This is a genomic window from Luteibacter sp. (assembly GCF_051958795.1).
In the GTDB taxonomy this organism is placed as follows: Bacteria; Pseudomonadota; Gammaproteobacteria; order Xanthomonadales; family Rhodanobacteraceae; genus Luteibacter.
This window is the reverse complement of record NZ_JBQCFT010000005.1, coordinates 1-11,868: the sequence shown is the minus strand read 5'-3', so window position 1 is coordinate 11,868 and position 11,868 is coordinate 1. Positions and strand designations below refer to the sequence as shown.

Here is an 11,868-nt window from a genome sequence, read left to right as displayed (position 1 = left end):
AGTACGCGGGGCGCCCGTCAGGCACCCCGCAATTCGAATGCAAGCCGGCGTTCGTTGCGCCCCTCGTGATCAACAGGATGCCGCTTGGCCACGTCCTGAAGCAATCCCGTCAGTTCCGCGGCTTGCTCATCAAAGACGCGAATCATGTCCACGTGGCGATTACGGTAGCCGTCAAGGCGCTCCGGATTCTCGAGAAGACGTCGTAGGGCCTCCTTGAATCTGGCGCCATCATCCTCAAGCGGAACGATGTCGCCGTTTTCGCCGGGAACGATGTCTTCCACTGCGCCGCCGGCATCCGTGGCGATGACCCAGACGTCGCGGATCATGGCCTCGCGCACGGACAGGCCAAAACTCTCTTTGCACTGTGTCGGGAACAGCAAGACATCAACGCCTTCGAAGAACTCGTCGATCGTCTCCTGTGTATAGGCCGGCACGATGCGAAGGGTTCCAGGGATATCCCAAGTGGTTTCGAAAATGACCCTTCGGCCCAGATTGAGCGCTCCGTCGACCACGAGCAGCTCATAGTTGGTGTGCTCGGGCATCTCGCGCAGTACCTGCTTGATCAGTTCACTTCCCTTTGCGGGGCCCTCTCCTCCGACGAAACCAAGCCGTAGAGGGCGCTGACCCGGCGTGCTGCGCGATGCCTTGGTACGAGGCGGCACCACGCCATTCTTGTTGACCACGGTCGTGGCTGCACTGAAGCCGTTATCAACGTACAAACCCTTGAAGAACTGGCTCGGGACGATCAGGCGATCCGCTTGCGACAGCACCTCGTGCAACCGGAACTGTCGATACGGATTCAGTGCCGGATTGACGACGCAACTGGCGCACACGTTCAGATCGACCTTTCGCTGGTGGCAGTATTTGCCCTCGCGCGTGATCATGAACTGGCGCGCACATATCCACCACGCGTCATGCGCAGTGACCACGAACGGTATGCCCTCCGCCTGGCATACCTCTGCAAGCTGCACGCCAAAACCCTGGATCGAATGCAGGTGAACGACATCGGGCTGCCAGGCGCGGAGAATCTCCCGAAACGCGCCTGTGACATACGGATTATCGAAATCGAACGCAGGATTCCCTTCGAAGGGCAATCCCATCGCAAAGACTTCTGCAGCGGACGACTGGTATCGCACCACCTTGTACGGATGGACATCCGATGTTGGGAGCGAAGTGAGCATCGCGTAGTCGATGTGATGACCCGCGTTGATACGCCGCGCCACCTGCTCTGCCACGATAGTCGCTCCGCCGAAGCTGCGTGGCTCGAAGAAGATATTGACGCCAAGGACGCGCAGACGCTCTTTTTTGAACCGGCGATAGGTGAGCAGGAGGGGCTCGACCCGTTCACGCGCCATGCTTTCAGGCGTGTAATGCGCTGCAACATGATCGTGCGCCTGTTGGCCGACCGTTCCGCGCAGGGCGGGATCTTCGATGAGACGCGTTAGGTACTCCTCCCATTCGGCGGGAGTCGTAGCTAGGAACCCCGTCCGCCCGTGACTGATCGTCCGGACGAATTCCGCAGATGCCGAGCAAACCGAAGGGAGCTTGAGGATGGCCGCTTCAAGGTATTTGATGTTCGACTTTGCGTCGTTGAAGATGCTTGGCTCAAGTGGCGCGATATTCACATGGCACCGTGAGAGACGCTTCATGTAGGTCGCGTAGTCCGACGGCGGGAGCCTCTCAACCTGGTTCTCGACTTCCTTGAATTCATCGGGAAGATTCAGTGAGCCGATGATGGTAAGGCGAACGTCGTACCGCGCCTTCAGAATGTTAAGTACAGCACCCGCCGCCTGCCGGAAATCGGTGTCGTGTGACGCCGATCCTGAGCCGTACACGATGCGGACGAGGCCGTCGGGCTTCTTCGGCGTGACATTGATTTCCTCCGCGATCCGGATGGTCTCCTCATCCAGCGCGTTCTCGATGACATGCACCGTCCCGACGCCCGCCGATCGCATGACATCCGCGAGCGATTCGGTGGATGCGATGCACCCGTCACATGCGAGCATGGCTTCGCGATAGAGCGGAACACCGCGCATGATGCCCTCGCGCACCTTCTTGTGAAGATCGTCGAGGTTGGAGTTTGTCTTGTAGAGGTCGGCGTCGAAGATCAGGTCGTCGACTTCCCAATACGTTGGGACGCCAAGGGCCTTCGCCATCCGGATCGTTTCGAGCTGCGGGGGGAACCCAGGCACGCGATAAAAAATCGCCAGAGTGTGCGTCTGCAACAGATCGCGCGCCGACGCCACATCCTGCCAGGCAACTATCGAGCAGTCGATTCCCAGCTCCTGGATCATCCGCTGCTTTTGAAGAACACGATACTTCAGGCATTGGGCGAGGCTCATCTCGGCAATGATCAGCACGCGCTGGCGCAGGCGACTCGTTGCGGCCGGCGGCGGAAGGAGCTTATACACCGCCTTTTCGCCAGCCCCACTCGCGTCACCACGCAGTCTCCGCAGGGCGCCGCGCGGGTGGGCGACCGTCTGCGCCGCGTCGCGCATCGTCTGGCGCCAGCCACGGGCGGCGATCCGGCGCGGTGTAGACAGGGCGGCACGCAGGCTACCCTTCACCACGTCGCGAGTGAACCGGAGTGCGATGGTCACGCCTCGCAACGGGGCAGTAATTGTCCACGAACGCGAACCGAGCAGCTCATCGACCTTTGCCCGAGCTTCCTTCAGGTTCTCGAGCGTGGCCTGCGAGGTGATGTCCGCGTTTTCGAGTGCTCGCGTCATCGCCTTGATCTTGCGCTCGTAAGACTCCCGCGAATCTTCGACTTGCTTCAGAAGGTACTCCTTCTCTGCAAGCGCACGCCTCGTCTGCTCTAGTTCGGAAGATTGCTCTGAAAGTCGCATGGCAACCGCTTCCATCTGCTGCCCAGCATCATCGACCGCCTTATCGCCACTCTGCCCCGCATAAGCGCTCAGGCTACTGGCAATGGCATCCCCCTGGTCCTGGGTCCCGAAGATATCGCGGATGCGCGACGGTGCGTCGCGGCCCACGAGGAGCAGGCGATGCTGGCCGTCTTCTCCACTTGTCGATGCGTATCGGTCGCGAATGACGTCCCAGGCCTCCCTGCTCCCGGGGCCGGTCAATGGACCTCGCACCATGACAACCGCCTGCCGCGAGAGCTTGGGTTGCCATGCCTCGAGGAGCGTGGACCAGGCATCGCTCCCCGCGCCAGGCAGAATGATGAGATCGATGGCGCCATCAGGGAATACATCAAGAGCCGCAAGCAACGGCATCTGCATAACATGCGAAAAGCCCGCATAAAGCAGGTCGTGCTCTGCGGCCTCATGCGCCGACGCTGGCGCAGCGCCGCCCAGATCGAGGGAATAGACGTTTGTAGGCAAGCCCAAAAGTTGAACCGCCCTGCACCACGCCAGGTAGTTGCCTCCTAGCGGCTCGCCGACGTCGGCGATGATAGATGGCCGGATCCGGTCCACCAGCCACAATGGGAACGGCTGAGATTCGCCGCCCCCGGCTCCCTTAAAGGAATCCGTATCAGTCGGAAACATGTGCACCCCGTTATTGCCCGCCCGCACTACTGCACCGCTCGACGATACCCGTAATCAGGAACCGACGTACGCCTCATAAGCCGATACAACGTCTTCAGTCGGTCCGAACATCCGGACACTACCGTTATCCATCCAAAGCACCTTGTTGCACGTTCGCCGGATTTCGGCGTTCGAGTGCATGGCCAGGACCACAATTTCTGAACGCCGGTGCAGGTCGGCCAGTCGCGCCTGAGCCTTGTGCATAAACGAGGCGTCGCCCACGCCCATAACCTCGTCGAGCAGGAGAATCTCGGCGTCGACGGCAGTCGAGATCGCGAATGCGAGACGGACCCGCATACCACTCGAATAGGTACGGATCGGCAGGTCCAGGTAGTCGCCCAGTTCGCAGAACTCGGCGATCTCTTGCTGCTTTTCCTTGATTTCGCGATCGGTCATGCCAAGAAGCAATCCGCGTAGGCGGATGTTCTGGAGGCCGGTCGAGTTGTCATCCATGCCCAGGCTGATGTCGAGCAAAGGAACCACCTTCCCTTCGCGACGTACCTCACCGCCGGTCGGAGCATAGATCCCCGCCATCACGCGCAGAATCGTCGACTTGCCGGCACCGTTATGGCCAATGAGCCCGATCCGGTCACCGCGGTCGAATCGCACCGATACATCGGAAAGTGCACGCACCACCACGACACCGTCGCTTCCTTCAGCGATCGCGTTCTTGCGCCCAAGCCGCATCATCTGCCGCTTCAGCGAGCGGCCCTGCACTTCATAGATCGGAAGGTCGAGAGTAACGCCGTTGAGTTCGATAAATGCCATGGACGTACCTCAGACCCAGTAGGAGATGCGCTTCAGGTAGCGATTGGTGATGGCTAGCGCAATCAACCACCCAACCACGGCCATCGCAATCGTCACCGCATACGTGCGGGCGGTGGGAATCTGACCAAGCAGTGGCTGCCTCACGACGTCCAGCAGGTAAGTAAGTGGATTCCACCGCACGAGGAAGGAAAAGCGCGTGAGGGCCTCGGGCCTGTACATGATGGGAGTGACGTAAAACGCCACCTGGACCAGCGATGCCACGATCTGGGGCAGATCGCGGAAGCGTGCTGAAAACAGCCCCGTCAGCATGGCCATCCAGGTCGCATTGAGCGCCAGCAGGAACAATCCCGGGATGAACAGCGGCAACGAGACCCAATTCGGTACGCCGAAGATCCCCAAAAGAACGACGATGATCACGAAGTTGTGGGCGAGGATCAGCAGGTTGCGCCATGGGACCTGGAGCACATAGATGAGCTTAGGCGTAGCTACCTGGCGAATATAGGCGGAATTCGCGATAAAAGCCGTGCTCCCTTCCTGCACCGTGCTCGCAAACATGCCCCACGTGACCAGGCTGGCTGCCAGATAGGGCAGATATTCGCTCATCTTCTGGCCAAACAGCGTGCCATAGACAACGCCGATCGACGTGATGATGACGCCCATGCTGATGGTTAGCCAAAACGGACCGACGCGTGACCGCGCGTAGCGCTGGCGGATCTCGATCCACCCCAGAAGCATCCAGAGCCGCCAAGAAGCCATGCTCTGCTTCAGGTCGGTCGCGGCAAGTTTCAACATGTGTGTGACCCTAGAGAATCAAGTTTAGGCCCGCCGAAGCGGAATTCGGCGAGGGCAACCGGGCATTATGCAGAATGCGGCCTGAATCGGGCCTGCCGTTGGCTGGCCGCCGGGCATCTTCGCCCGATGACCAGCCTGCGGCCGATCATCCCGCGAGGGCGCCATCCAATTCGCGACGGAGATCCGCGAGATCTTCAACGCCTACCGAGAGCCGGATCAAGTTGTCGTCGATGCCCAGGCGCTTCCGTTGGGCAGGAGGGATCGACGCATGAGTCATGATGGCGGGGTGTTCGATCAAGCTTTCCACACCGCCCAGGGACTCGGCCAGCGCGAACAGCTCGCAGCGCTCGAGAACGCGGCGGGCCTTTCGCAAGCCGCCCTTCACACGGATGGAGATAATCCCGCCGAAACCTGCCATCTGGCGTCTGGCGAGCGCATGCTGAGGGTGACTGCGAAGGCCTGGATAGATCACGTCCTCGACGACCGGATGCCGTTCTAGCCATTTGGCGAGTTCGAGGGCGCTATCGCAATGGGCACGCATACGCAGATGCAGGGTTTTCAAGCCCCTCATGGCAAGAAAGGCGTCGAACGGTCCAGCCACCGCCCCGACGCTGTTCTGCAAGAAGGCCATCTGCCCTGCCATTTCGTCACTGGCCGCGACCACGATCCCGCCCACCACGTCTGAATGGCCATTCAGGTACTTGGTGGCGGAATGGAGCACCAAGTCAGCGCCGTATTCAATCGGACGCTGAACCATCGGCGAGCAGAAAGTGTTGTCCACGACAATGATGAGCCCATGCTTCCGCGCAAAAGCGCCGACCTTTTTCAGATCAACCAGCTTGAGCATTGGGTTTGTGGGCGTTTCCACCCAGATCATTCGTGTGTTCGGCTTCAGGGCCGCTTTCAGCGCGCCCTCGTCGTTCAGATCGATGAACGTGAAGTCGAGACCAGCGGACCGGCGGCGCACGCGCTCAAACAGTCGGTAGCTCCCGCCGTAGAGATCATCCATCGCGATGACATGGCTACCGCTATCCAGGATATCGAGTACGGTGGCGGCCGCAGCCAGGCCCGAGGCAAAAGCAAAGCCGGCAACACCACCCTCGAGATCGGCTACGCAGCGTTCGTAAGCCATTCGGGTCGGATTCTGGGTACGCGAGTACTCGAAGCCTTTGTGCTTGCCAGGGCTTTCCTGGACGTAGGTCGAGGTGGCGTAGATCGGCGTCATGATCGCGCCCGTCGACGGATCCGGCTGTTGCCCCGCATGGATAGCCCGCGTGCCAAGACCGAGCGCCTCGATTTTATTTTTTGCCATTTCTTTCAACGAGTTAGGTTGGCTCCAGGGGGAGCGGGGCTTGCGCCGACCGCTTAGTTTAGCGCATTGCGGGTCGGGCCTTGGCCGGCGAGGGGAGCGCCATTTAGCGATCTCCCGTCGGCTCAGGCACAATGACGGGTCCGAGTGCAGCCCATCAAAGGATCCATGAAGACATTGCTCGTCACCGGCGGCGCCGGCTTCATCGGGGCGAATTTCGTCCTGCAGGCCATTGCGGCTGGCCACACAGTCGTCAACCTCGACAAGCTCACCTATGCGGGCAACCTCCGCACCCTGGCGTCGCTGGAAGGCAACGACCGTCACATCTTCGTGCAAGGTGACATTGGTGATCGCGCACTCGTCGGGAAGCTCCTTGCATCGCGCCGGCCCGCCGCGATCGTCAATTTCGCTGCTGAATCCCACGTAGACCGGTCGATCGATGGCCCGGCCGAGTTCATCCCGACGAATGTTGTCGGTACTCTCGGACTGCTAGAGTGCGCGCGCGACTACTGGCGCGGCCTAGCTGGCCATGAGTCCTCGGCGTTCCGCTTCCTCCATGTCTCTACTGATGAGGTGTACGGATCGCTGGGCAACGACGGCCTCTTCACCGAAGCGACGCCCTATGCACCCAATTCGCCGTACTCGGCATCCAAAGCCTCGTCCGACCACCTTGTACGGGCATTCCACCATACGTACGGCCTGCCTACGCTTACCACGAATTGCTCGAACAACTATGGGCCGTTCCAGTTCCCGGAAAAGCTCATTCCCCTCGTCATCCAGAAGGCGCTCGCGGGCGAACCGTTGCCCGTATACGGTGATGGCCTGAACGTTCGCGACTGGCTGTTCGTAGAGGACCATTGCGGCGCTATCGCGCGCGTACTGGAAGGGGGGCGGGTCGGCGAGACCTATAACGTGGGCGGCAATTCCGAACGCAACAACATTACCGTCGTGAAAACCATCTGCGCGATCCTCGACGAGGTATCGCCCATGGCGTCGGGCGCAAAGCACGAAACGCTCATCACGTTCGTGCGCGATCGTCCGGGGCACGACCGGCGCTACGCCATCGACGCCACGAAGTTGAAAGACGAGCTGGGCTGGACGCCGGCGCATACGTTCGATTCCGGCATCCGCGCAACAGTCCAGTGGTACCTCGATAACAAATCATGGGTGCAGGGCATTCTCGACGGCAGCTACCAACTGGAGCGACTCGGCGCATGACGACTAAAGGCATCATCCTTGCCGGCGGCTCAGGCACACGCCTCTATCCGATCACGCAGGCGGTAAGCAAGCAGCTCCTGCCTGTCTATGACAAGCCGATGGTGTACTACCCGCTTGCCAACCTTATGCTGGCAGGAATTCGCGATGTTCTCGTCATCAACACGCCTCATGAGCAGCATCTTTTCCAGCGACTGCTCGGTGATGGGAGTCAGTGGGGCATAAACATCTCATATGCCGTACAGCCGTCACCCGACGGCCTTGCCCAGGCATTTGTCATTGGCAAGGATTTCATCGGCTCGGACCCTAGCTGCCTCGTGCTTGGCGATAACATTTTCTATGGTGTCGGCCTGACCGAACGCATGAAGCGCGCGGCAGGGCGCGATCATGGCGCGACCGTTTTCGGTTACTGGGTGAAGGACCCCGAGCGCTATGGCGTCGCCGAATTTGACGCCACTGGCAAGGTCATCGGGCTCGAGGAAAAGCCGGCTCGCCCGAAGTCTAACTACGCCGTCACGGGGCTGTATTTCTACGACAACCGCGCCGTCGATTTCGCCGGTGCACTGCAGCCCTCCGCGCGCGGCGAGCTGGAAATTACCGATCTCAACCGCTGCTACCTAGATGACAATACGCTCCACCTGGAGCAGCTCGGCCGAGGCTACGCATGGCTCGATACGGGTACGCATGAATCCCTGATGGAAGCTGGCGAGTATATCCAGACCATCGAAAATCGTCAGGGCCTCAAGGTTTGCTGCCCAGAGGAGATTGCGTACATGAACAAGTGGATCGATGCCGAACAGCTGTTACGCCTGGCCGAGCCACTGTCCAAGACCGGTTATGGGCAGTATCTGCAAAGCCTGACTCGCCAGGGTTATGTTGCATGAAGTTTAACGAGACCACCCTGCCCGGCTGCATCGTTATCGAGCCACAGGTATTCGGCGATACCAGAGGCTTTTTCTACGAAAGCTATAACGAGGCGAAATTCCAGGAAGCCGGGATCACTCGTCGATACGTGCAGTCAAACGTTTCCCGTTCGGCGCGCGGCGTACTTCGCGGCTTGCATTACCAGTGGCCAAATCCGCAGGGCAAGCTGGTGAGCGTGCTTGAGGGCGAAGTGTACGATGTCGCGGTCGATATCCGCCGCGGCTCGCCGACCTTTGGAAAGTGGGCGGCGGTGATGCTCACAGCAGAGAATCATCGGCACTTCTGGATCCCCGAGGGCTTCGCGCATGGCTTCTGCGTGGTATCGGAGCACGCTACTTTTGCCTACCAATGCACCGCGCTCTACGACCCCAAGGGCGATGCCTCGGTACGATGGGACGATCCAGATATTGGTATCGATTGGCCCGTCTCGATGCCGCTGCTCTCGATGAAGGACGAGAAAGCGCCGTTCCTGAGAGATGTGCAGGCTGATCGACTGCCGGAGTTTCTGGCGTGAGGATCCTGCTGCTGGGTGCCGCGGGGCAATTGGGCCAGACATTTCTCAGTGACGGGCGCCTTGCAGCACGCGGCAAGCTTATCGCCGCCTCGCGAGATGGCAGCGTGCCGGGCGTACCAAGCGTCGCCGTCAACCTCGCGGACGCCGGCGCGATCCGCGACGTCCTGGACGCCGAGCGACCCAATTTGATCGTAAATGCGGCGGCATACACTGCCGTGGACAGGGCAGAAGACGATGAAACGCAGGCTATTCGGGTAAATGCGGATGCCGTAGCGGCCATCTCACAGTGGGCCGTCGCGCACGCTTCGCGTGTGGTGCACTACTCGACCGACTACGTGTTTTCCGGCGATGCGTCGGCACCATACGCACCGGATGCTCCGACAGCGCCGCAGGGCGCATATGGTCGCAGCAAGCTCGCTGGTGAGGCAGCACTGCGCGATAGCGGAGCGATGCACTTGCTATTCCGCACCGCATGGGTGTACTCGACGGTCGGTCATAACTTCCTGAAGACCATGCTGCGCTTGGGGGCGGAGCGAGATACGCTCCGCGTTGTCGCGGACCAGCACGGGACGCCAACGACGGCTGCGCTGATTGTTTCCAGCACGCTCGCCGCACTCGATGTATGGCAAGCCTCGTCGGACCCTTCGACCATCACAGGTACGTATCACCTGACCGCAAGCGGCAGTACGACGTGGCATGGCTTCGCCGAGGCCATCTTCGACGAAGCTGTAGCTACTGGCGTGCTACCTCGCCGCCCCTTTGTCGAGCCAATCACCACTGAGCAGTTCCCGACCCCGGCGCGCCGGCCCGCTTTCTCCGTGCTCGACAATCGCTCGTTTGTTCAGACCTTTGGCCATCCGCTGCCCGATTGGCGTGCAGGCCTTCGCGAAACCATGGCGGCCCTAGGCGCGCAGTGAGGCCACGATGCTGATTCCCCTCATCCTCAGCGGCGGCAGCGGGACACGGTTGTGGCCTATCTCCCGGCGCAATCTTCCAAAGCAATTTCTGTCACTTGCTGGCAGCGAGACGCTGTTCCAGCAGACGGCCCGGCGCGCGGCCCTACTGCCCGAGGCGGCGCCACCCGTCATCGTCGCTGCGGATGATCATAGGTTCCTGGCGGCGGAACAGCTGCAAGAGCTCGGCATTGAGGGCGCAAGCATCCTCCTCGAGCCAGTGGCGCGGAACACGGCTCCTGCCATTGCTGCAGGTGCATTGCAGGCACTTGCGCGAGATCCGGACGCATTGATTCTCGTGCTCCCCGCGGATCACCTCATCGGCAACGAGGTCAGCTTCGTCGACGCAGTGGAAAAGGCGCTGCCTGCAGCCCGTGCGGGCTCCTTGGTCACATTCGGCATCCGCCCAGACAGGCCAGAGACCGGCTTCGGGTACATCCGACGCGGTGCCGACCTCGATGGTACGGCTTACCGAGTCGCGGAGTTTGTCGAGAAGCCTGCTATCGCAGTAGCACAGGATTACCTGAATTCCGGTGAGTACGACTGGAACTCCGGCATGTTCCTGTTCCGGGCCGACCGGTATCTGGAAGAGCTGGCGGAACATGCACCTGCCATGTTCGCGGCCGCGAATACGGCCTTCGCAAAGGCCCGTATCGATCTCGACTTTATCCGGCTAGATGCCGAATCGTTCGCTTCCGCGCCCAATGATTCGATCGATTACGCCGTGATGGAAAAGACCCGGCACGCCGCCGTGGTGCCGGTTACGTGCGGGTGGTCCGATATCGGATCATGGGACGCATTGTGGCTGGCCGCCACGAAGGACGACGATGGCAATCACCTGGAAGGCGACGTCATTGCGCTCGATACCCACGGCTCATTGGTCCGATCGCACGACCGTCACCTCATCGCAACTATTGGCCTTGATGACGTGGTGGTCGTCACGACACCAGACGCTACGCTCGTGGCCCGGCGCGACGCCTCGCAGGATGTCAAAAAGATAGTTGACCAGCTCAAGGCAGCCGGCCGATCGGAACACGACCTCCACCGGGTCGTTCGACGTCCATGGGGAACGTACGATTCGCTCGAATCAGGAGATCGCTTCCAGGTCAAGCGCATCGTGGTGAAGCCTGGCGCAGCGTTGAGCCTGCAAATGCACCATCACCGCGCGGAGCACTGGATCGTCGTCAAGGGCGTGGCGGAAGTCACCTGCGACGACAAGGTATTCCTGCTTGCGGAAAACCAGAGCACGTATCTTCCCCTGGGAAGCCGCCATCGCCTACGCAATCCTGGAAAGGTGCCGGTCGAGCTGATCGAGGTTCAATCAGGGAGCTACTTGGGCGAAGACGACATTGTCCGTTTTGACGACGTCTATGGACGGGCCTAACAAACCAAAGTTGCTACGGGCTGACATTGACCTTTCTGTACATGAGCAAGTCAATGTCGGCAGGCAGCAGGCGCAGGAATGGCAATGCGAGCGCGACGCCACCAAATACGATGGCGTTCTTCGCTATTCCCGAAGTCGTGTCGTAGGCAAGTCGATCCCACAACCCGTTAAGCCGGACACTGGGCAGCGTGCCACGGTAGACCGGCTCGAAGCCGTGCCGGCGCGCAACGGCATCCAAACCGTCGGCATGGAAGTAGTGGAGATGAGGAGATGAAAAGCTCTTTTGCCACATCCGTTCGAACGGTCCCGATATACCCGCCCGTGCCAACGCCTTGCTGATCTTGTAAAAGACACCGCGACTCGACGGTATGGCGATTGAGAGCACACCGCCATCATGCAGGACGCTTCGAACGGAGGCCATGACGTCGTTAGCATATGGAATATGCTCAAAGACGTCA

General features: G+C 60.4%; 10 protein-coding genes. 5 read left to right on the top strand and 5 right to left on the bottom strand.

Annotated features, from left to right (window positions below; all coding sequences use genetic code 11):
* Positions 1–17: 17 nt before the first annotated feature.
* The 4 genes from ACTHLF_RS00360 to ACTHLF_RS00345 form a co-directional block, all read right to left on the bottom strand.
* Positions 18–3,512: a glycosyltransferase gene (locus ACTHLF_RS00360; RefSeq protein WP_440323828.1), complete on the bottom strand. Its 3,495-nt coding sequence runs from the start codon at positions 3,510–3,512 to the stop codon at positions 18–20.
* A gap of 54 nt (positions 3,513–3,566) precedes the next feature.
* A complete protein-coding gene (locus tag ACTHLF_RS00355) occupies positions 3,567–4,319 on the bottom strand; it encodes an ABC transporter ATP-binding protein (protein ID WP_440323826.1) in 753 nt (250 codons plus the stop codon).
* 9 nt (positions 4,320–4,328) lie between these two features.
* Complete coding sequence (locus ACTHLF_RS00350) at positions 4,329–5,111, bottom strand: ABC transporter permease (RefSeq protein ID WP_440323824.1); 783 nt, start codon at positions 5,109–5,111, stop codon at positions 4,329–4,331.
* A 145-nt stretch (positions 5,112–5,256) separates the two neighbouring features.
* A complete protein-coding gene (locus tag ACTHLF_RS00345) occupies positions 5,257–6,423 on the bottom strand; it encodes a trans-sulfuration enzyme family protein (RefSeq protein ID WP_440323865.1) in 1,167 nt (388 codons plus the stop codon).
* 165 nt (positions 6,424–6,588) lie between these two features.
* Here ACTHLF_RS00345 and rfbB point away from each other — a divergent pair, with 165 nt between their 5' ends.
* From rfbB to ACTHLF_RS00320, 5 genes are read left to right on the top strand one after another with little or no spacing between them, the layout of a single operon-like run.
* Positions 6,589–7,638, top strand: coding sequence for a dTDP-glucose 4,6-dehydratase (rfbB, locus tag ACTHLF_RS00340; RefSeq protein WP_440323822.1), 1,050 nt, complete (start codon positions 6,589–6,591; stop codon positions 7,636–7,638).
* Complete coding sequence (gene rfbA, locus ACTHLF_RS00335) at positions 7,635–8,519, top strand: glucose-1-phosphate thymidylyltransferase RfbA (RefSeq protein WP_440323820.1); 885 nt, start codon at positions 7,635–7,637, stop codon at positions 8,517–8,519. Before rfbB ends, rfbA begins: the two co-directional genes overlap by 4 nt.
* Positions 8,516–9,073: a dTDP-4-dehydrorhamnose 3,5-epimerase gene (gene rfbC, locus ACTHLF_RS00330; RefSeq protein WP_440323818.1), complete on the top strand. Its 558-nt coding sequence runs from the start codon at positions 8,516–8,518 to the stop codon at positions 9,071–9,073. The genes rfbA and rfbC overlap by 4 nt, the downstream gene beginning before the upstream one ends.
* A complete protein-coding gene (gene rfbD, locus ACTHLF_RS00325) occupies positions 9,070–9,990 on the top strand; it encodes a dTDP-4-dehydrorhamnose reductase (RefSeq protein WP_440323816.1) in 921 nt (306 codons plus the stop codon). The genes rfbC and rfbD overlap by 4 nt, the downstream gene beginning before the upstream one ends.
* 7 nt (positions 9,991–9,997) lie before the next feature.
* Complete coding sequence (locus ACTHLF_RS00320) at positions 9,998–11,410, top strand: mannose-1-phosphate guanylyltransferase/mannose-6-phosphate isomerase (protein WP_440323814.1); 1,413 nt, start codon at positions 9,998–10,000, stop codon at positions 11,408–11,410.
* Between the two features lie 13 nt (positions 11,411–11,423).
* On the opposite strand, the gene ACTHLF_RS00315 is transcribed toward ACTHLF_RS00320, so the two are convergent.
* Positions 11,424–11,868 (bottom strand): hypothetical protein (locus ACTHLF_RS00315; RefSeq protein WP_440323812.1); only part of this gene is annotated, 445 nt, incomplete at its 5' end.

Excerpts from the sequence above, each read along its gene's own strand:
- ACTHLF_RS00350 (WP_440323824.1), bottom strand. The coding sequence starts at position 5,111 with ATGTTGAAACTTGCCGCGACCGACCTGAAGCAGAGCATGGCTTCTTGG.
- ACTHLF_RS00320 (WP_440323814.1), top strand. The coding sequence starts at position 9,998 with ATGCTGATTCCCCTCATCCTCAGCGGCGGCAGCGGGACACGGTTGTGG.
- rfbB (WP_440323822.1), top strand. The coding sequence starts at position 6,589 with ATGAAGACATTGCTCGTCACCGGCGGCGCCGGCTTCATCGGGGCGAAT.
- rfbC (WP_440323818.1), top strand. The coding sequence starts at position 8,516 with ATGAAGTTTAACGAGACCACCCTGCCCGGCTGCATCGTTATCGAGCCA.
- ACTHLF_RS00355 (WP_440323826.1), bottom strand. The coding sequence starts at position 4,319 with ATGGCATTTATCGAACTCAACGGCGTTACTCTCGACCTTCCGATCTAT.
- rfbA (WP_440323820.1), top strand. The coding sequence starts at position 7,635 with ATGACGACTAAAGGCATCATCCTTGCCGGCGGCTCAGGCACACGCCTC.
- ACTHLF_RS00360 (WP_440323828.1), bottom strand. The coding sequence starts at position 3,512 with ATGTTTCCGACTGATACGGATTCCTTTAAGGGAGCCGGGGGCGGCGAA.
- ACTHLF_RS00345 (WP_440323865.1), bottom strand. The coding sequence starts at position 6,423 with ATGGCAAAAAATAAAATCGAGGCGCTCGGTCTTGGCACGCGGGCTATC.